We start from the raw sequence: 20,276 nt of genomic DNA, 5'->3' as shown, positions 1-20,276 counted from the left end.
CGGCGGGCTTCCGGGAAGCCACCGGCTCCGTGCCGTGGTCCGACAGGACGAAGTAGCCGACCTGGCAGCAGGCGGCGCCGAGCGCGAGGAGCAGACCGAGCGCGTCGAAGCGCAGTCCCGCCCACACCTCCACGACGCACGCGAGCCCGCCGACCGCGAGCACGACCCCCACCGCCGCCGCACGGCTCACCGGCCTGCGCTGCACGAAGCGCACCCAGCCGAGCACGAGCGCGGGCGCCAGGTACTCGACCAGCAGCGCCACGCCCACCGGGATACGGGAGATCGCGGCGAAGTAGCACGCCTGGACCCCGGCGACGGCGAAGAGCCCGTAGCCGAGGAGCAGCCCCGGACGTGCCCGGGGCAGCGCGCGGTGCCGCCACGCCACGGGGAGCAGGACGAGCGCGGCACCCGCGACCCGCAGCCACACCACGTGCAGGGGATCGAGCCCGGACTCGATGAGCGGCTTGGCCGCGACACCCGAGCCGCCGAAGGCGAGCGCCGACACGAGCGCGAGCCCGAGCCCGGCGCTCTTGCGTCCCCGTGCACCCGTCGCGCTCATCGCTCCCCCTCCCGCCCACGCCCCCTCGGGCGGCGGCGAACGGGCACATCATGACAGGAGCCGTCAGGCGCGTCACGCGCTTCGGTGCTGACGTGACCGGGGCCGGGCCGGCGCTCCTACGGTTCGCGGTGCCGGGCGCGCAGGCCGGACACGTCGAGGGGGCGCGCGAAGTCCTCCTCCGCGAGGCCGCCGGGCTCCGTCTCGCGCTCGGCGTCCTCCAGGGCCGCGAGCAGCGGGCCGGGCTCGCCGCCCGCGTCCCTCAGCAGCGCGACGGCCCGGCAGCCGGGGTCGGCGGCGAGGGCGGCGAGGAGGTCGGCCGGGCGCGGCTCGCCACTCCCGGCACGGGCCGCCGCGCGCTCGCGGGCCCGGTCCATGGCGAGCCCGGCGGCCGGGGACCAGCCCGCGTGGCCGAGCACGGGCAGGCCGCCCGAGTCCTCGACAGTGCCCTGCCAGCGCAGTCCGTAGCCGATGCTGCGCTGGACGAGCAGTCCCAGGAGGCGGGCCAGGTGGGGGCGGAGGACCTCGCGGCAGCGCGGGTCCTCCTGGAGGAGGGAGTGGAGCAGGTGCGCGGTGTCGATCTGCTCGTCACCGTCGCGCACGGCACGGCGGCGGGCGCCCGAGACGACCCCGGCGAGGGCTCCGCTCAGGCCCGCCCCGGGGTCCGGGGCGGTGTCACGGGGGCCGGGTACCGACGAGCTGCAACGCTGCACGTCCTCCACTCCACCACAGGGCCGCCACCGGGTCATCGGCGGCCGGGATGGTTCCCGCCTCCCGCGTGGGGTGGGACTTTCGGCCCGCGCCCTCCTCCTTGCGGAGGAGATCGTTCCCCCGCGCGGCGGAGGGGGAACGGCGAAGGGCCCCGCACGCTCTTTCCCGTACGGGGCCCTTCGCCGGACGCGGGCCCGGTGCTCCCGGCCCGGTGCTCAGTCACCGGAGGGGCGCTCGCCCGAGGCGTCGCCGCCGCGGCCCGCCGTGTCCTTCCCGCCGCCGTCCGCGTCGGCGGCCTTCGCCGCGTCCCCCGCGTCCCCCGCGTCCTCGGCGAGGATGAGGTAGAGCCGCTTGCGGGTCTCGTTGAGGACGGCGACGGCGCGCTCGCGCTGCTCCTTGCTGCCGGTCTTCCAGACCTGCCCGAAGGCTTCCATCAGCCCGAAACCGGCCTGGCGGATCTCGCCGACGGCCTCCCAGTCGACGCCCTTGCTCGCTTCCTCCCACGGGGCCTCGGGCCCGGCGTCGGCGGCGGCGCGGCCCTCCTCGGTGAGCGCGAAGAGCTTCTTGCCGCTCTCGCTGCGGCTGAGGATGAGCCCCTCGTCCTCCAGGAGCTGGAGGGTCGGGTAGACCGAACCCGGGCTCGGCTTCCAGGCGCCGCCACTGCGCTCGGCGATCTCCTGGATCATCTCGTAGCCGTGCATCGGCCGGTCCTTGAGGAGGGCGAGGATGGAGGCGCGCACGTCTCCGCGCCGCGCCCTGCCCCGCCGTCCTCCGGGGCCACCGGGCCCGAAGCCGCCGGGACCGCCGAAGAAACCCCCGAAGCCGCCGGGACCGCCGCGGCCCCCGTGCCCGGGCCCGAACGGCCCGAAGGCGGCCCGCCGCCCCTCGTACTCACCGCGCCCGGGGCCACCGCCGTGGTGATGACCGCCGTGCCCCCGGCCCTCTCCCATGCCGCGCAGCGCGCGCATGGCCTGTACACCGTTCTCGAAGTCGTGTCCGTAACCACGCATGACACTCACTCCTTCTCTCTGCTTCACGGCGCCTCCCACCATCGGAGACGCATCACGATCTGTTCGCGATAACTCAACGATATATCGCAACCATGTCGCACGCAAGCGGCCGCCGCACCTCGCGAATCCCATGTCCCCGCGCTCGCCCGCCGCCTAGGCTCTCCGCATGACGCCTGAACTCCCCCTCAGCGAAGAGCTGCTGCCCGCCGTGGGCACCGCCGCGACGGCCGAACTCCTGGACAGCAGCCCGCGCTCGCACGTGTGGCGGGTGCGCACGGCGGACGGGCGCCTCGTGGTCGTCTAGCAGATCGCCGAGGGCGGGGACAGCGGCGCCGACGCGGACACCCGCTTCGCCCGCGAGGTCACCGGCCTGCGGCTGGCGGGCCGGGCGACGCGGCCCGCCGTGGCCCCCGCCGTGCTCGCCACCGACCCCGCCACGCGGGTCCTGGTCCTCGACCACGTGGACGACCTCGGCCGGACGGAGGACTGGATGTCCGGTTACGCCGAGGCGCTCGCCCGGCTGCACGCGCTGACGGGACCGGCCGACGCGGGCGCGCTCCCGGTCGCCTCCGGCCCCACCGCCGCCGACGCGGAGTCCTTCCTCGCGCTGGCCAGGGCCCTCGACGTCCCCGTACCGGCCGCCGTGCCCGGCGAGCTCGCCGGCCTCCTGGAGCGGCTGGACCCCGCCCCGCACCACGCGCTGCTGCACGGCGACCCCTGCCCCGGCAATGATCTGCGCACCGCGGACGGCGTCCGCTTCGTCGACTTCGAGCGGGCCTCGCTCGGCAACGGCCTGACCGAACTCGCCTACTTCCGCATCGGCTTCCCCACCTGCTGGTGCGCCCTGTCGGTCACCGGCACCCCGCTCACCGAGGTGGAGAGCGTCTACCGGTCCACCTGGCGCGGCCTCACCGGCAGGGACGTGCCCGGCGACCTCGCCGACGCCTGCGCCGGCTGGCTCCTCCAGGGTGACGCGCTGGTCGAGCGGGCGCACCGGGGGACGGCCGACCAGCTCGCCCGGGTGCCCGTCGAGGACTTCACCTGGGGGTACGTCTCCGCCCGGGAACGGCTCGTCCACCGCCTCCAGGTGGTCGCCGGGATGACGCGCGACCACGACCACCTGCACGCCCTCGGCGGCCTCGGCTCGGCCCTCGCGGGCCGCCTGCTGACCCGCTGGCCGGAGCTGCGCCCCCTGCCGGCCTCGCAGGACAGCACCTGGTACTGAGCCCGCCGCCGGTCCGCCCGGGAGGCGCCCCCGCCGGAACCGTCCCGCCCGCGCGGTCGTCCCCAGCACCATGACCTCGCCGGACACCACCACCGCCCCCGCCGCCGCCGTGCCCGGGGACGCGGGCGCTCCCCCGCCCGACATCACCGAGGACCTCCTCCGCGACCTCGTGCGCGCGCGTTTCCCGCACCTCGCCGGGCTCCCGATCCGGCTCGGCGCGCGCGGCTGGGACTACCAGGTGTGGCGCCTGGGCGAGGAGCTGGCACTGCGGGTGCCGTGGGCGACACGGCGCGCCGACGCGCTGCTGCGCGCCGAGCTGACGTGGGTGCCGGAGCTCGCCGGACGGCTGCCACTGCCCGTACCGCTCCCGCGGGCGATCGCGGAACCCTCCGCCCGCTTCCCGCGCGCGTGGCTGCTCACCACGTGGGTGCCGGGCGCGCCGGCCGACCACGCCCCCGCGACGGACGGGCCGGCCTCCGCCGCCGCGCTCGCCGCCTTCCTCCTCGCCCTGCACCGTCCCGCCCCCGCCGAGGCGCCGACCGGGTATTTCGGCCGCGGCGCCCCGCTCGCGGGCGCCACCGACGGACTGCCGCCCGGCTTCGCCGAGGCCGCCGAAAAGGGCCTGCTCGCGGAGCCGGACGCCGTCCGCGCCGTCTGGGAGGACGCGCTCGCCGCCCCCGGGTGGGACGGGCCCGATCTGTGGCTCCACGCCGACCTGCACCCCGCCAACGTCGTGACGAGCGACGGGGTCCTCAGCGGTGTGATCGACTTCGGCGACCTCTGCAAGGGCGATCCCGCCTGCGACCTCGCGGGCGCCTGGAGCATCCTGCCGGACGGCGCGCTCGACGCCTTCCTCGACGCCTACGCGCCCGGCCCCGCCCTGCTGCGCCGCGCGCGCGGGTGGGTCGTGGCCCGTTCCGTCGGCGCCCTGCACGTCGCGGACGCCGGGGAGCACGGCCGCCCCGGCGGCAAGACCTCCTGGGGCCCGCCGGCCCGCGCCGCGCTGCGCCGCGTGATCGCGCCGCTCTGAGCCCGCGCCGTACGGGGCGCGCGGCGCCGCGTCCGCCCCCGGCGCGCGGCCGCGACGGGGCGTTGTCGGTGGCCGCCCGTAGGGTCGGCACGACCGGCGCCGCGCCACCCCGCCCCCGTACGGACGGAGTTCCCGCATGACGCAGTCCCGCCCTTCCGCACCCCAGGTGCCCGCCGACAGCCACGCGCTGATCCGCGTGGTGGGCGCGCGCGAGAACAACCTCAAGGACGTGAGCGTCGAACTGCCCAAGCGCCGCCTGACGGTCTTCACGGGTGTCTCGGGCTCGGGCAAGAGCTCCCTGGTGTTCCACACCGTGGCCGCCGAGTCGCAGCGGCTCATCAACGAGACGTACAGCGCTTTCGTCCAGGGGTTCATGCCGAACCGGGCCCGCCCCGACGTGGACGTGCTCGACGGGCTGACCACCGCGATCGTCGTCGACCAGCAGCGCCTGGGCGGCGATCCGCGTTCCACGGTCGGCACCGCGACCGACGCCTACGCGATGCTCCGCGTCCTCTACAGCCGGCTCGGCACCCCGCACCTCGGCGGTCCCGGCGCCTTCTCCTTCAACACGGCGACGGTCGAGGCGAGCGGCGCGCTCACGGTCGGCAAGGAGCACGCCCGCGCCGAGAAGGTCAGCTTCCACCGCACCGGGGGGGGATGTGCCCACGCCGCGAGGGGCGCGGCTCGGTCACGGACATGGACCTCACGCGGCTCTACGACGCCTCGAAGTCCCTCGCCGACGGCGCCCTCCTGGCCCCCGGCTACAAGGCGGGCGGCTGGAACGCGCGGCTGTACACGGAGTCGGGGCTGTAAGACGCGGGCAAGCCGGTCGGGGAGTTCACCGAGCGCGAGCTGCACGACCTCCTGTACCGCGAGCCGGTCCGTATGAAGATCGCGGGCATCAACATGACGTACGAGGGCCTGGTGCTGCGGATCAGGAAGTCGATGCTCGCGAAGGACCGCGAGTCGATGCAGCCGCACATCCGCGCCTTCGTCGACCGGGCCGTCACCTTCGCGACGTGCCCGGAGTGCGAGGGGACGCGGCTGAGCGCGGAGGCCAGGGCGGTGCGGGTGGCGGGCAAGGGCATCGCCGAGCTGTCCGCGCTCCAGATCGGCGATCTGGCCGCCTGGCTCGCGCGGCTGGACGAGCCCTCGGTCGCACCGCTGCTCACCGCGCTGCGGCAGGTGCTCGACTCCTTCGTGGAGATCGGTCTGGGCTACCTCAGCCTGGACCGCCCGGCGGGGACGCTGTCGGGCGGCGAGGCCCAGCGCGTCAAGATGGTGCGCCACCTCGGCTCCTCGCTCACCGACGTCACCTACGTCTTCGACGAGCCCACGGCCGGGCTGCACCCGCACGACGTCCAGCGCGTGAACGACCTCCTGCTGCGGCTGCGGGACAAGGGGAACACCGTCCTCGTCGTGGAGCACAAGCCGGAGACGATCGCGATCGCGGACCACGTCGTGGACCTCGGTCCCGGCGCGGGAGCGGCGGGCGGCGAGATCGGCTTCGCGGGCCCGGTCGAGGGGCTGCGCGCCTCGGACACGACGACGGGCCGTCACCTCACCGACCGCACCCCGGTCAAGGAGAAGGTGCGGGTGCCGAGCGGCTTCCTGGAGGTCCGGGGAGCCCGCGCGCACAACCTGCGGAACGTGGACGTGGACATCCCGCTCGGTGTGCTCACCGTCGTGACGGGCGTCGCCGGCTCGGGCAAGAGCTCCCTCGTGCACGACTCGCTGCCGCCGGACGCGGAGGCCGTCACCGTCGACCAGAGCCCCGTCAAGGGCTCGCGGCGCAGCAACCCGGCCACCTACACGGGCCTGCTCGACCCGGTGCGCAAGGCGTTCGCGAAGGCCAACGGCGTCTCGCCCGCGCTCTTCTCGGCCAATTCCGAAAGGGCCTGCCCGGCGTGCAAGGGGGCGCGTCGTCTACAGCGATCTGGGGATCATGGCCGGGGTCGCGGTCACCTGCGAGGTGTGCGAGGGCAAGCGGTACGAGGAGGGGGTGCTCGCCCACCGGCTCGGCGGCCGCGACATCAGCGAGGTCCTCGGCATGACCGTGGACGAGGCCGCGGCCTTCTTCGCCGGGGGCGAGGCCCGGACCCCGGCGGCGCATCGCGTCCTGGTCCGCCTCGCCGACGTCGGCCTCGGCTACCTCCGCCTCGGCCAGCCCCTCACGACCCTCTCGGGCGGCGAACGCCAGCGCCTCAAACTCGCCACGCACCTCGGCGCGAAGAAGTCCCCGGCCCTGTACGTCCTGGACGAACCCACGACCGGCCTGCACCTGGCTGACGTGGCCCAACTCCTGGCCCTCCTCGACCGGCTGGTCGACAACGGCACGTCCCTGATCGTCGTGGAACACCACCAGGCGGTCATGGCCCACGCCGACTGGCTCATCGACCTGGGCCCGGAAGCGGGCCACGACGGAGGCCGGATCGTCTTCGAGGGCACCCCGGCCGACCTGGTGGCAAACGGAAAAACCCTGACGGCACACCACTTGAGGAGCTACACGGCCCCCTCCGGCACGGCAGGGGGCGAAATCAGCCCCTCCAGCGTTTGAGGAGCGGGGCCGCTAAATCAGCCCCTCCGGCGTTTGAGGAGCGGGGTCCGGGGCGGAGCCCCGCTCTTTCCCCGGCGGGGCACGGGGCAGAGCCCCGGAATCCAGCCCCCGGGACCGGATTTGCATAATCATGCGCCCAAGCGCATACTCTCCCTATGTCCAAGGTCCTCACGTCCCTGCCCGCCGGCGAGCGCGTCGGCATCGCCTTCTCCGGCGGTCTCGACACCTCCGTCGCCGTCGCCTGGATGCGCGACAAGGGCGCCGTCCCCTGCACGTACACCGCCGACATCGGCCAGTACGACGAGCCGGACATCGCCTCGGTCCCCGGTCGCGCCAAGACGTACGGCGCCGAGGTGGCCCGCCTCGTCGACTGCCGCGCCGCCCTCGTCGAGGAGGGGCTCGCGGCCCTGTCCTGCGGCGCCTTCCACATCCGCTCCGGCGGTCGCGCCTACTTCAACACGACCCCCCTGGGCCGCGCCGTCACCGGCACGCTGCTCGTGCGGGCGATGCTGGAGGACGACGTCCAGATCTGGGGCGACGGCTCGACCTTCAAGGGCAACGACATCGAGCGCTTCTACCGCTACGGGCTGCTCGCCAACCCGCACCTGCGGATCTACAAGCCCTGGCTCGACGCCGACTTCGTGACCGAGCTGGGCGGCCGCAAGGAGATGTCGGAGTGGCTCGTCGCCCACGACCTCCCCTACCGGGACAGCACCGAGAAGGCGTACTCGACTGACGCGAACATCTGGGGCGCGACCCACGAGGCGAAGACGCTGGAGCACCTGGACACCGGCGTCGAGACGGTCGACCCGATCATGGGCGTGCGGTTCTGGGACCCCGAGGTGGAGATCCTCCCCGAGGACGTCACGATCCGCTTCGACCAGGGCCGCCCGGTGGCGATCAACGGCAAGGAGTTCGCCACCGCCGTGGATCTCGTCATGGAGGCGAACGCGGTCGGTGGCCGGCACGGCCTCGGCATGTCCGACCAGATCGAGAACCGCATCATCGAGGCGAAGAGCCGGGGCATCTACGAGGCGCCCGGCATGGCCCTCCTGCACGCTGCCTACGAACGCCTCGTCAACGCGATCCACAACGAGGACACCCTCGCCCAGTACCACAACGAGGGCCGCCGCCTCGGCCGGCTCATGTACGAGGGCCGCTGGCTGGACCCGCAGGCGCTCATGGTCCGCGAATCGCTCCAGCGCTGGGTCGGCGCCGCCGTCACCGGCGAGGTGACGCTGCGGCTGCGGCGCGGCGAGGACTACTCGCTCCTCGACACCACGGGCCCCGCTTTCAGCTACCACCCGGACAAGCTCTCCATGGAGCGCACCGAGGACGCGGCCTTCGGCCCGGTCGACCGCATCGGCCAGCTCACCATGCGCAACCTGGACATCGCCGACTCGCGCGCCAAGCTGGAGCAGTACGCGGGCCTCGGCCTCATCGGCTCCGCCGAGGGCGCCCCCTCGATCGGCGCGGCCCAGGCCGCCGCCACCGGCCTCATCGGGCAGCTCCCCGAGGGCGGCGCCGAGGCGATCGCCGCGCGCGGCGAGACCACCGGCATCGACGGCGACGAGGAGATGCTGGACCGCGCGGCGATGGAGTTCGGCACCGACTGACCCCCGCGCGGCGGCCGAACGGCCGTCACGGCAAAGGGAATACGGACGAGGAGGGGCCCGGCGCACCACGCGCCGGGCCCCTCCCGCGTACCCCGTCCCGGGGCGGCCCCGTACCGCCGGGTCCCCGTCCTCAGCCCGTCGGCAGCCAGTCCACGCGGCCCGCGAGCAGCGCGAAGCCGACGAAGGCGCCGATGTCGAGGAAGGAGTGGGCGACCACGAGCGGCCCGACCCGCCCCCACCTGCGGTACAGCAGCACGAAGAGCACACCCATCGCGAGGTTCCCGAAGAAGCCGCCGATGCCCTGGTAGAGGTGGTACGAGCCGCGCAGCACCGAGGCGGCCACCAGCGCGGCCATCGGGCTCCAGCCCAACTGGCCCAGCCGCCGCAGCAGATAGCCCACGACGACGACCTCTTCGAGCACCGCGTTCTGCACGGCCGAAAGCACCAGGACCGGGTACTTCCACCACACGTCGGGCAGCGCCTCGGGCACCACCGTGAGGTTGAAGCCGAGACCGCGCGCCCCCAGGTAGAAGGCGATGCCGACACTGCCGACCACGGCGGCGACCACCGCGCCCCGCCCCAGGTCCGTCCCCGGCCTGCGCAGGTCGAAGCCGATGTCCCCGGCACGCGCCCGCTCGCGCGTCAGCAGGTGCAGCACGAGCGCCACCGGGACCAGGGCGCTCGCGATCCCGAAGAGCTGCCACGCCAGATCCAGCCACGGGCGCCCGGGCGCGGCCGAGGCGTTGAGCGTGGCGGCCTGGTCCTTGAGCCCGCCGGGGCGGGTCACCGAACCGATGAAGCTGATCAGCGCGGAGACACCGCTCGCGCCGAGCGAGAGCGCGAGGACGAGCAGCGTCTCGTTACGGAAAATTCGTCTCGTGGGCCCCTCGGTGGGAAAAGTTCCGGCCACCAGGCCCTCCTCAACGGGCACAGCTGCCTCCAGTTGACCGATCCTGCCTCATCACCATCATCGCCCGGCTAGGGTGCCGACCGAGCCCCAGGGCTCGCACGTACATCCGAGGTTCGCGCCGGCGCTCCACCCTCCCCGCCGCGCGCGCCTGTCCGGCGCCTCGCCGGGCCGCCTCCAGGGGATCACGAGTCCCTGTGGGATCACGGGGTCCCGCGCGGCCGGGCGACCGCTCCGTTCCACCGCACGAGTCAGCACGCGCACGACCTGAGACAGCACGTGTGGCGTCGCGGGCCCCACGGCCCCGGCGCCTGAGAGCGAGAAGGAGGGCACCACCGGTATGGGACGTCACAAGGTGGCCGAGGAGGACCGCGGTGGCCGCGGCGGCCCGCGGGGCCGCACCCGGGGACGGACGGTCGCGCTGGCGACCGTCCTCGTCGTGGCGGTCGTCGCGGGCGGGGGCATCGCCGTGCGCAGCGGCCTGATACCCCTCGGCGGGAGCTGCGCGGACGACGCGGTACGCCTGGAGGTCAGCGCCTCGCCCGACATCGCGCCCACGCTGCGCGAGGCGGCCGGCTACGCCAAGGAGCACGAGGTCACCTCGGACGGGAACTGCCTGGACGTACGGGTGAGCGCCGAGGACTCCTCGAAGGTCGCCGAACGCCTCAAGGCGGGCAAGGACCCCGGCTTCCACGCCTGGGTGCCCGACGCGAGCATGTGGGTCGACCAGGCGAACTCGGGGGGCAACTCGGCGCAGGTCTCGCCGACCGGTGCCATCGCCTCGACCCCCGTCGCCGTCGGGATGACGGAGAAGGCGGCGAAGAAGCTGGGCTGGCCGGAGAAGACGTACTCCTGGGCGGAACTGGCCGCCGCCGGTTCGCAGGGGGACTCGCTGCGGCTGGGCAGCGCCGACCCGGCCCGCAGCGCCACCGGCCTCCTCGCCCTCACCGAGGTCGCCGGGCAGGCCGGGGCCTCGAAGGGCGGCAGCGCGCAGGTGGCCGCGGCGGCGAAGATCCTCGCCGAGCGCACCGTGGACAGCGACACCCAGTTGCTCGACACGCTGGCCCGCGACGACTCGGGGGCCGAGTCGGGCGACCCGAAGCGCAACGACGCCCTGATCCTCACCGAACAGCGCGCGTTCACCCGCAACAAGGAGAGCGGCCACGCCCTCGACCTGTTCTACCCCAAGGGCGGTTCGCCCGCCCTGGACTACCCCTACGTCATTCCGGACAACACCGAGCTGAGCACGGCGCAGAGCCGTGCCGCCGTCCGCTTCATGACCTTCCTCAACGAGAGCCACGGGCAGCGGCTGCTGCGCGCGGACGGCTTCCGCGCGGAGGGCGGCACGGCGGACGCGGAGCTGGCGCGGGCGGCCGGGGCGCGCGCGCCGCAGCCGTACGGCGCGCCGACGGCCGATCCGCCCTCGGCGAAGGCCCTCCAGGAGACGCGCGGCATGTGGACCATCACCGTGCAGAGCGCGCGGCTCCTCGTCGTCGTGGACGCCTCGCCGTCGATGGCGGAACCGGTGCCGGGGCGGGGGCAGAGCCGGATGGACGTCACCAAGGCGTCCCTGCTCCAGGCTCTCGCCCAGTTCACGCCCGCCGACGACATCGGCCTGTGGGAGTTCGCGACGCGGCTCGACGGCGACCGCGACTACCGCGAGCTGGTCCCGACCGCGCGGCTCGGCGCCCGCAAAGGCTCCAGCGGCACCCAGCGCGAAGCGCTCACGGCGGCCTTCGGCGCGCTCCAGCCGCAGCCGGGCGGCGCGACGGGCCTGTACGACACGACGCTCGCCGCGTACCGCGAGGCGAGCGAGGACTACGCGGCGGACAAATTCAACGCCGTCGTGCTGCTCACGGACGGCACGAACGAGGAACCCGGCTCCATGACCCGCGGTGAACTGCTCACCCGGCTGCGGGACCTGGCCGACCCCGCCCACCCGCTCCCTCTCGTGGCCATCGCCGTCGGCCCCGAGGCGGCGGAGGACGACATGGAGGCGATCGGCGGGGCGACGGGGGGCTCCGGCTTCAAGGTGGACGACCCCGCCCAGATCCACGAGGTCATCAACAACGCGATCGTGGAGGCCGGCAGCCGACAGCAGCACTGACCCCGCGTCACGCGCCCGCGCCCCGGTCCGGGACACGCTCCCGCGCCGGACGACAGCCCGGCGGGCCCGGGGCCGCCGGGGCGGGAAGAGCGCGGGCCCGGACCGGGCGTCCCCCGGTCCGGGCCCGCCCTCGCGCGGTTCCCGTCATTCCCGTACGCGCCACAGGTGCACGGGCTCGTCCGCGCGGCTCAGCTCCGCGTACCGGCGCGTCATCGCGGCCAGCGCCTCGTCGCGGGCCCGGCCCCGCTCCCGTTCCGCGCGGTACGCCGCCACCTGCCAGGAGGCTCCGTTGACGCGCCGTCGGCACCGCTCCTCGATGACGCCGAGGTAGAGGTCCCTGTCCGCCGGGTCGAGGCCCCAGGCGTCCAGTCCCTGGGCCGCGAGCGGCAGCAGTTCCTCGCGCACCAGGGTCACCGCGTCCACCTCCGCGAGACCGCCGCGACCGCGCCGGGGCCAGCGCAGCCGCGCGTCGATCCCGTGCCGGCACGCCTCCTCGAAGTTGCGTTCCGCCTCCGCGAAGGGCAACCGCGTCCAGACCGGACGGCTCTGCACGGCGAGCGCGCGGACGAGCCCGTAGTAGAAGGCGGCATTGGCCACGACGTCGGTGACGGTGGGGCCGGCGGGCAGTACCCGGTTCTCGACGCGCAGGTGCGGGACGCCGCCCGTGACACCGTAGACGGGCCGGTTCCAGCGGTACACCGTGCCGTTGTGCAGGCACAGTTCACCGAGCCCGGGCACCCCGCCCCCGTCGATGACCTTGCCCGGGTCCTCGTCGTCGAAGACCGGGAGCAGCGCGGGGAAGTAGCGCAGGTTCTCCTCGAAGAGTTCGAGCGGCCCCTCGATCCATCGTTCCCCGAACCAGGTGCGCGGTCGCACGCCCTGGGCGACGAGCTCGGGCGGGCGGGTGTCCGTGGCCTGCGCGAAGAGCGGCACGCGCGACTCGCTCCACACCTCGCGCCCGAAGACGAAGGGCGCGTTCGCCCCGACGACGATCTGTGCCGCCGTCACCGCCTGCGCCGCGTTCCACACCGCCGCGAACCGCTCCGGGGTCACTTGCAGGTGCAACTGCACCGAGGTGCAGGCCGCCTCCGGCATGATCGAACCGGTGGTGCAGGAGAGGTGCTCGGTGCCTTCGATGTCGAGGCTGAAGTCCTCGCCGCGCGCGGCCACGATCTGCTCGTTGAGCAGGGTGTAGCGATCGACGGCGGAGAAATTCTGCTCCACCAGGTGTTCCTGGCCGAGCGTCGGCAGAATTCCGATCATCAATACGCCCGCCTCGCGCTCGGCAGCCTGTCTGTGGGCGTAGGCGAGCCCCGTGCGGAGTTCCTCGGCGAGCTGGTCGAGCACGCGGCCCCCGAGCCGGTGCGGGGCGATATTGACCTCCAGGTTGAACATTCCCAGCTCGGTCTGGAAATCCCGGCTCGCGATGCGTTCGAGTACTTCCCCGTTGACCATTCGGGGAAGGCCGTCGGGACCCGCGAGATTGAGTTCGATCTCCAGGCCCATGAGGTTCTTCGGGCGGTCGAAGCGTCCTTCCCGCAGAAGTCGCTCCAGACCGTCCAGACACTGCCGCACCTTCGCCCGGTAGCGTCGGCGATCGGACAGGTCGAATTCGCCCGCCACCACCTTCTCCCCCATCGAAGCGTCCCCTCTGGATGGGCGGCCGGGGCTCCGGCCACGAGGTCCACGGTGGATGATGCCCCGGGCGACTGATCCGTAACGCCCCGCGGAAATCTCCTTGCGGATAGGCTGTCGGCCACGCTCGTGAGGCACATTCCAAGGGCATGGCCGGGCCGGGCGGGGTGCGCGACGGGATTCACGGGTCTTTTCCGCCCGCCGCTCTCCCCGAGGCTCTGGTGAATATCACCGACGACTACCGGACGACCGCCCGCGCGGCACATGCCGAGGTCACTGGCGCACTGCCCGGGAACCCAAAGGTGAAACCTTCACGGAAAAGACCTGATAGTGACTTGCCCGCAATAAGAACGACAGCTAGCGGAAACCCCCGCCGAACACGCATCGTATAAACTCTCCGCACGAGGTGGAGAGTTGCGGTTTGCGCGCCGGGAGTCGAGAGCATCCTCCGTGGCACGCGAGCGGACAGCGCCGTCGCATCGCCCGCTCCACCAGCCTGTCGCACGAGAGAGGCTCCCGCCCATGCCCTTGCACCTTCCGCCTGCCCCCGCGGCCGGCCTGCGCAGCGTCCGCACCGCCCTGGCCTCGCCGACCGCCGTCCACGAGGCCCCCACCCGCGCGCTGCGCACCGCGCGCGGCCCGCTCATCGCCGAGCCGGGCCTGCCGGTGCACGTCCTGGACCCCGGCGCCCCGCTCCCGGCGGGGCGTACGCGCCTCAACTCCTGGCGCTTCACCGTGCGCAACGGTGACCGTCCGCTCGCGGTCGGCGAGGCGCGGCTCACGGCGGACGGGTGGGCCTTCTCGCACTTCTTCGAGGGCCCGTACGTCAACGCCGCCGACCGGGCCATGCACGAGGCGGACGCCCTGGGCACGCCTTACCAGGCGCGGCTGCTCTCCGTGCCCGCCCTGTACATGCTGATGCTGTGGCTGCACACCGATGTCGCCGACATGTCGGTGGAGAGCGCCCTCGGCGAGCAGGACCTGCTCGTGCCGCTCGCCCCGGCCCCGCCCGGTTTCACCGCGTACCTGCCGCTGCGCGCCCCCCGGTTCCTGCCCGTGCTCGAACGGAGACTGGCCCCTCCGGCGTCCCCCGCCGGGCTGCTCGACAGCCTCGCCTGAGCCTGGTCCGCGCGGCGTAGTCCCAGCGGACTACGCCGAACCACCCGAACGGGCAAGGCCGTTCAGCGAACCGCCCGCACGGGTGAAGCGTCCCCGTCCAGGGAGGCCCGCTCCCGCGAAATCCCTGCGGGAGCGGGCTCCCGGGGGAAGACTTGCGGATCAGCAACCGATACGGGGGATGCGGTCATGACCATCGAGGAACCCACCGGCCCCACGAGCCGGCCGAGCCCCACGAGCCAGCGAGAGACCCGAACCATGTGCCAGCACCAGCCGTCCTGCCCCAGCGCCCTCTCCGCCGACCGGGACGCCGCCCTGCCGGTCGCCCACCACCCGGAGCAGGGCTGGAGCCTGCTGTGCAACGGGGTCCTGCTCTTCGAGGACACCGGCGAACTCCTCCCCGACGGCAGCGTCATCGCGCCGCACCGCCCCGCGGCCGGGACGGTGACGACGGCGGCCTGAGCCGCCCGGGCGCACCGGTCGGACGGCGCGGGGCCGGTACGGAGGCCTGGTCTCCGTACCGGCCCCGCGTTTCCCATGGGGGGAGCCGAGTGCCCTGGGGGCGGTTTCGCTCAGTCCTCGTACGCGTCCAGCGGCGGGCAGGAGCACACGAGGTTCCGGTCGCCGAAGGCCTGGTCGATCCGGCGCACCGGCGGCCAGTACTTCGTCGTCGGGTCGACGTGCCCGGGGAAGACCGCCTCGGCCCGCTCGTAGGCGTGCTCCCACTCCCCCGCGAGCGCCCGCGCGGTGTGCGGGGCGTTGCGCAGCGGGTTGTCCTCGGCGGGCCACGTACCGGCCGCGACCTTGTCGATCTCCGCGCGGATGGCGATCATCGCCTCGCAGAAACGGTCCAGCTCCGCGAGGTCCTCGCTCTCGGTCGGCTCGATCATGAGCGTCCCGGCAACCGGGAAGGACATGGTCGGGGCGTGGAAGCCGTAGTCGATGAGGCGCTTGGCGATGTCGTCCACGGTGACGCCCGTGGTCTTCGTCAGCTCGCGCAGGTCCACGATGCACTCGTGGGCGACGAGCCCGGCGGGGCCGGTGTAGAGCACCGGGAAGTGCGGCTCCAGGCGCTTGGCGATGTAGTTCGCCGAGAGCACGGCCACCTGCGTGGCCTCCTTGAGCCCTTCGGCGCCCATGAGCCGCACGTACGCCCAGGAGATCGGCAGGATGCCGGCCGAGCCCCAGGGGGCGGCGGAGACGGGGCCGACCCCGGTCTCGGGCCCCGCGGCGGGCTGGAGCGGGTGGTTGGGCAGGTACGGGGCGAGGTGCTCGCGGACACCGATCGGGCCCACGCCGGGGCCGCCGCCGCCGTGCGGGATGCAGAAGGTCTTGTGCAGGTTGAGGTGCGAGACGTCGCCGCCGAAGTGGCCGGGCCGGGCGAGGCCGACGAGGGCGTTGAGGTTGGCGCCGTCGATGTAGACCTGGCCGCCGGCCTCGTGCACGGCCGCGCAGACGTCGGCGACGTGCTCCTCGAAGACGCCGTGCGTCGAGGGGTAGGTGATCATGAGCACGGCCAGTTCCGCACGGTGCTTGTCGATCTTGGCGTGCAGGTCGTCGAGGTCCACCTCACCGTTCTCGGCGGTCTTGACGACGACGACCTTCATCCCGGCCATGACGGCGGAGGCGGCGTTGGTGCCGTGCGCGGAGGAGGGGATGAGGCAGACGGTACGGGCCGTGTCGCCGTTCGCGCGGTGGTACCCGCGCACCGCGAGCAGCCCGGCCAGCTCGCCCTGCGAACCGGCGTTCGGCTGGAGCGAGACCTTGTCGTACCCGGTGACCTCGGCGAGCCGTTCCTCCAGCTCACGGATCAGCTCCAGGTACCCCTGCGCCTGCGAGACGGGCACGAAGGGGTGCAGGGAACCGAACTCGGGCCAGGTGACGGGCTCCATCTCGGTCGTGGCGTTGAGCTTCATCGTGCAGGAGCCGAGCGGGATCATGCCCCGGTCCAGGGCGTAGTCCTTGTCCGAGAGCGAGCGCAGGTAGCGCAGCATCGACGTCTCGGAGCGGTGCGCGTGGAAGACCGGGTGCTCCAGGTACGCGCTGCCGCGGCGCAGCGCCTCCGGGAGCGCGTCCGGCGCCGAGCCGTCGAGCGTCTCGACGTCGGCGGTGACGCCGAAGGCGGCCCACACGGCGCACAGACGGGCGCGGTCGGTGGTCTCGTCGCAGGCGAGCGAGAGCGTGTCCGCGTCCACGCGGTGAAGGTTGACGCCCTGCTCCCGGGCGGCGGCGAGGATCGCGTCGGCGCGGCCGGGGACGGTGACCGTCAGGGTGTCAAAGTACGCGCCGTGGACGACCTCGACCCCTCCGGCGCGCAGTCCGGCGGCGAGCAGGCTCGCGTAGCGGTGGGTGCGCTCGGCGATCGCGCGCAGCCCCTCGGGCCCGTGGTAGACCGCGTACATCCCGGCCATGACCGCGAGCAGGACCTGCGCGGTGCAGATGTTGCTGGTCGCCTTCTCGCGGCGGATGTGCTGCTCACGGGTCTGGAGCGCGAGGCGGTACGCCTTGTGGCCGTCGGCGTCCACCGAGACGCCGACGAGCCTGCCAGGCAGGCTGCGCGCGAACGCCTCGCGGACGGCCATGTAGCCGGCGTGCGGGCCGCCGAAGCCCATCGGGACGCCGAAGCGCTGCGTCGTGCCGACGGCGATGTCCGCGCCCAGCTCGCCGGGCGGGGTGAGCACGGTGAGGGCGAGCAGGTCGGCGGCGACGGTGACGACGGCGTTCACGGCGTGCGCCTCCTCGATGACGGGGCGCAGGTCCCGTACCGCACCGGAGGCACCCGGGTACTGGAGGAGGACGCCGGTGACGCCGCCCTCGGCGTACTCGGCGGGCAGGCCCCGCGACAGGTCGGCGACGACGACGTCCAAGCCCGTCGGCTCCGCGCGGGTGCGCAGCACCGCGACGGTCTGCGGGAAGGTGTCGGCGTCGACCAGGTAGACGCCCTTCTTGACCTTGCCGACCCGCCGCGAGAGCGCCATCGCCTCGGCGGCGGCGGTGCCCTCGTCCAGCAGCGAGGCGCCCGAGGTGGGCAGCCCGGTGAGGTCGGCGACCATCGTCTGGAAGTTGAGCAGCGCCTCCAGCCGACCCTGCGAGATCTCCGGCTGGTACGGGGTGTACGCGGTGTACCAGGCCGGGTTCTCCATGACGTTGCGCAGGATGACCGGCGGCGTGAAGGTGCCGTAGTAGCCGAGCCCGATCATGGGCTCCACGACCTCGTTGCGCCGGGCCAGGGCACGCAGTTCGGCGAGGACCTCGGCCTCGGTGCGCGCGGCGGGGAGCTGGAGCGCCTCGGCGGAGCGGATCACCTCGGGCACGGCGGCGGCGGTGAGTTCGTCGAGCGAGCCGAAGCCGACCTGGGCGAGCATCTTCGCCCGCGCCTCGGCGTCGGGCCCGATGTGGCGCCGGGCGAAGGGCGTGCCCTCTTCCAGCCGGGTCAGCGGGGTGCGGTGGACGGTCATCTGCGGGGGCCTCCTGGTCGGCGCGACCTGCACCGGGCACCACCTGCGGGTACCCGGACGGCCTCCCCCTCTGTCATCCGGACCTGAGAGCTTCACCTTCCCGGGCGCACGCGCCCGCGCAGGCTTTCACCGTCGGTGAGGACCGACGCCCCGCGTACCCGCCGGACGCGTCCTGCTTTCCAGAGTGACCTCACCCGCGCGGTACAGGGGCCTGAGAGATTCCGGGGAGGATTTGCTCCTTCGGCGTCCCCGGGATCGAGCTCCGGGGCACTCTCCCGCACAGGGTCGACAGCCGTTTGCCAGCGTACCAGCGGCGCGCCGGGCGGGTCAGGGGCGGCAGGACGCCGAGTGGACGCCGGGGCGGAAGTGCATTTACGTAGGGGTACGAGTCCTACGGCCCCGCAGCGCGGGCGCCGACACCTGGAGGTGCCGTGGAGACCGATATCGACCCGCACGCGCTGATCGGTCGCAAGGCGGTGGACCACGAGGGAGCCCGGATCGGCACCGTGGATGAGGTCTACCTCGACGACGCCACCGGGGTCCCGGAGTGGGCTGCGATACGCACCGGCCTCTTCGGCAGGGACGCCTTCGTCCCGCTGGAGCCGAGCCGTCTCGTCTCCGGCGTCCTGCGCGTGCCGTTCGCGCGCGCCCTCATCAAGGACGCGCCCGATTTCGGCGTGGGCCGTCACCTCTCCCCACAGCAGGAACTCCAGCTCTACCGGCACTACGGTCTCGACGCGAACCCGCCGGAACCGCACGAGGACGTCGAGTTCGGGCGCATCGCGGGCCGCGAGGACGCCTGAGCACCACGCCCCGGCCCCTCCGGCCGGCGTCCCGGGCGCCGTCCCGCACCGCGCCCCCTATCCCGCGCGTGCCGCCGCCCCTGGCAGCGCCCCGCCGTCCTCCGTCTAGCGCACCAGCGGCAGCGGTTCCGCCGCGCTCAGGTCAGCATCGTCCACGGCGAAGGTCCGCACGCGTCCGGGCCGCTCGTCGTACGGCGTCTCGAAGCGCACCGTGACCCGCCCGAGCCCGCTGCCCTGCACCCACCCGGGCCCGTACGCGGCGTGCAGGACGTCCTGGCCGGGACGCCACCGGGGCGGGGGCGGCAGGGACGGGGCCAGCTCGGGGGCCGCCACCGGGACAGGAGCGGGCGCGAGGGGCGGTGGCGCGTGCTCCTCACCGGCCGTCGTCCGCGCGAAGAGCACTTCCTGCGTGAAGTCGGCGAGCCCGGAGACCCCGACTCCGAGCAGCCGCACCCCGCCCGTCGTGTCCACGAGCTCCAGGAGCCGCGCCGCCGCCTCGCGCACGACGGCCGGGTCGTCGGTCGGCGCGCGCAGCGTCTCGGAGCGGGTGAGCGTCGAGAAGTCGTACCGGCGCACCTTGAGGACCACGGTCCGCCCCGAACGGCCGCTCGCCCGCAGCCGCCCCACGCAGCGGTCGGCGAGCGCGGCGACCTCGGCGCGCACCCGTACCCGGTCGTGGATGTCGAGGTCGTAGGTGTCCTCGACCGAGACCGACTTCCCCTCCCGCTCGGCGACCACCCGCCGCTCGTCCCGGGCGAGCGACATCGCGTACACCCCCGCGCCGTGCGTCTTGCCGAGCAGCCGGACGAGTTCGTCCTCGCCCGCCTCGGCCAGCTCCCCGATGGTGCTGATCCCGGCCCGGCGCAGGTGGTCGCCGGTGGCGGGACCGATTCCCGGCAGGACCCGCACGGACAGCGGCGCGAGCAGTTCACGCTCGGTGCCGGGCTCGATCAGGACGAGCCCGTCCGGCTTGGCCCGCTCGGAGCCGATCTTCGCGAGCATCTTCGAGGCGGCGAGCCCCACGGAGCCGGTCAGTCCCGTCCGCGCCTTGATGTCCGCCCGCAGCCGCTCCCCCACCGCGCGTGCTGAGGCCGCGTCGAAGGCCACGCCGCCGGCCTCCAGGTCGACGAACGCCTCGTCGAGGCTGAGCGGCTCCACGAGCGGCGACAGCGCGCCCAGCAGCTCCATCACCTGCTCGCTCACACTCCGGTAGAGCGTGAAGCGCGGGAAGAGGTACGCGGCGTTCGGCGCGAGGCGACGGGCCTGCGCCGTCGGCATCGCCGAGTGCACCCCGAAGGCGCGCGCCTCGTAGGAGGCGGTGGAGACGACCCCGCGCGGCCCGAGCCCCCCGACGACGACCGCTTTCCCGCGCAGGCTGGGCTTCGCCGCCTGCTCGGCGGCGGCGAAGAAGGCATCCATGTCGAGATGCAGCACGGTCGGGGCACGTCTCACCCCTCTATGCTCGCGCACCCCACCGACAACGCCCGGAACGAACGGGCGGGGACACGAGGACGGCGGAGACGCGGCAGGCCCGGAGACGCGGCG

Annotated in this window: 15 protein-coding genes, 1 pseudogene and 1 riboswitch; of the genes and pseudogenes, 9 read left to right on the top strand and 7 right to left on the bottom strand. The window is 73.8% G+C overall.

Annotation, left to right across the window (positions count from 1 at the left end):
- From SSBG_RS26795 to SSBG_RS26785, 3 genes are all read right to left on the bottom strand, one after another.
- A partial coding sequence (locus SSBG_RS26795; protein WP_008749191.1) for an EamA family transporter occupies positions 1 to 559 on the bottom strand: 559 nt, incomplete at its 3' end.
- Positions 560 to 675: 116 nt separating this feature from the next.
- Positions 676 to 1,305 carry a Clp protease N-terminal domain-containing protein gene (locus SSBG_RS26790; RefSeq protein ID WP_008749190.1) on the bottom strand — a complete coding sequence of 210 codons (630 nt, stop codon included), beginning with the start codon at positions 1,303 to 1,305 and terminating at the stop codon, positions 676 to 678.
- 177 nt (positions 1,306 to 1,482) lie between these two features.
- Complete coding sequence (locus SSBG_RS26785) at positions 1,483 to 2,277, bottom strand: PadR family transcriptional regulator (RefSeq protein ID WP_420790329.1); 795 nt, start codon at positions 2,275 to 2,277, stop codon at positions 1,483 to 1,485.
- 166 nt (positions 2,278 to 2,443) lie between these two features.
- On the opposite strand from SSBG_RS26785, the gene SSBG_RS35125 reads away from it, so the two are divergent.
- The 5 genes and pseudogenes from SSBG_RS35125 (at position 2,444) to argG (ending at position 8,705) form a co-directional block, all read left to right on the top strand.
- On the top strand, positions 2,444 to 2,581 hold the full coding sequence (locus SSBG_RS35125) for a hypothetical protein (RefSeq protein ID WP_234010655.1): 138 nt from the start codon (positions 2,444 to 2,446) through the stop codon (positions 2,579 to 2,581).
- A 3-nt stretch (positions 2,582 to 2,584) separates the two neighbouring features.
- Positions 2,585 to 3,502, top strand: coding sequence for a phosphotransferase family protein (locus SSBG_RS26780; protein WP_234010781.1), 918 nt, complete (start codon positions 2,585 to 2,587; stop codon positions 3,500 to 3,502).
- 70 nt (positions 3,503 to 3,572) lie between these two features.
- Complete coding sequence (locus SSBG_RS26775) at positions 3,573 to 4,532, top strand: phosphotransferase (RefSeq protein ID WP_078491423.1); 960 nt, start codon at positions 3,573 to 3,575, stop codon at positions 4,530 to 4,532.
- Between the two features lie 136 nt (positions 4,533 to 4,668).
- A pseudogene (locus SSBG_RS26770) lies at positions 4,669 to 7,089 on the top strand (ATP-binding cassette domain-containing protein).
- Between the two features lie 155 nt (positions 7,090 to 7,244).
- On the top strand, positions 7,245 to 8,705 hold the full coding sequence (gene argG / locus SSBG_RS26765) for an argininosuccinate synthase (protein WP_008749184.1): 1,461 nt from the start codon (positions 7,245 to 7,247) through the stop codon (positions 8,703 to 8,705).
- A 130-nt stretch (positions 8,706 to 8,835) separates the two neighbouring features.
- On the opposite strand, the gene SSBG_RS26760 is transcribed toward argG, so the two are convergent.
- Entirely contained in the window at positions 8,836 to 9,636 is an 801-nt protein-coding gene (locus SSBG_RS26760; RefSeq protein ID WP_037870725.1) for a CPBP family intramembrane glutamic endopeptidase, read from the bottom strand.
- 316 nt (positions 9,637 to 9,952) lie between these two features.
- Between SSBG_RS26760 and SSBG_RS26755 the strand changes: the two genes are divergently transcribed.
- Complete coding sequence (locus tag SSBG_RS26755) at positions 9,953 to 11,719, top strand: substrate-binding and VWA domain-containing protein (protein ID WP_008749181.1); 1,767 nt, start codon at positions 9,953 to 9,955, stop codon at positions 11,717 to 11,719.
- 144 nt (positions 11,720 to 11,863) lie between these two features.
- Here SSBG_RS26755 and SSBG_RS26750 read toward each other — a convergent pair whose 3' ends face one another.
- A complete protein-coding gene (locus SSBG_RS26750; RefSeq protein ID WP_037870723.1) occupies positions 11,864 to 13,357 on the bottom strand; it encodes a glutamate--cysteine ligase in 1,494 nt (497 codons plus the stop codon).
- 519 nt (positions 13,358 to 13,876) lie between these two features.
- Between SSBG_RS26750 and SSBG_RS26745 the strand changes: the two genes are divergently transcribed.
- Positions 13,877 to 14,473, top strand: a complete 597-nt coding sequence (locus SSBG_RS26745) for a hypothetical protein (protein WP_037870722.1) — start codon at positions 13,877 to 13,879, stop codon at positions 14,471 to 14,473.
- A gap of 255 nt (positions 14,474 to 14,728) precedes the next feature.
- The gene (locus SSBG_RS26740) at positions 14,729 to 14,932 is read left to right on the top strand and encodes a DUF5999 family protein (protein WP_008749178.1); all 204 of its coding nucleotides are present in this window, start codon (positions 14,729 to 14,731) and stop codon (positions 14,930 to 14,932) included.
- Positions 14,933 to 15,042: 110 nt separating this feature from the next.
- Here the strand turns inward: SSBG_RS26740 and gcvP are convergent, their stop codons facing one another.
- On the bottom strand, positions 15,043 to 17,928 hold the full coding sequence (gene gcvP / locus SSBG_RS26735; protein WP_008749177.1) for an aminomethyl-transferring glycine dehydrogenase: 2,886 nt from the start codon (positions 17,926 to 17,928) through the stop codon (positions 15,043 to 15,045).
- A gap of 189 nt (positions 17,929 to 18,117) precedes the next feature.
- Positions 18,118 to 18,216, bottom strand: a riboswitch (glycine riboswitch).
- A gap of 143 nt (positions 18,217 to 18,359) precedes the next feature.
- Between gcvP and SSBG_RS26730 the strand changes: the two genes are divergently transcribed.
- Entirely contained in the window at positions 18,360 to 18,731 is a 372-nt protein-coding gene (locus SSBG_RS26730) for a PRC-barrel domain-containing protein (RefSeq protein WP_008749176.1), read from the top strand.
- Between the two features lie 105 nt (positions 18,732 to 18,836).
- Here the strand turns inward: SSBG_RS26730 and SSBG_RS26725 are convergent, their stop codons facing one another.
- Positions 18,837 to 20,183, bottom strand: a complete 1,347-nt coding sequence (locus SSBG_RS26725) for a DNA polymerase IV (RefSeq protein WP_199781410.1) — start codon at positions 20,181 to 20,183, stop codon at positions 18,837 to 18,839.
- Between the last annotated feature and the right edge of the window lie 93 nt (positions 20,184 to 20,276).

It is taken from the genome of Streptomyces sp. SPB074 (genome assembly GCF_000154905.1).
In the GTDB taxonomy this organism is placed as follows: Bacteria; Actinomycetota; Actinomycetes; order Streptomycetales; family Streptomycetaceae; genus Streptomyces.
The sequence above is the reverse complement of the archived record's forward strand: the minus strand, read 5'-3'. Positions and strand labels throughout refer to the sequence as shown.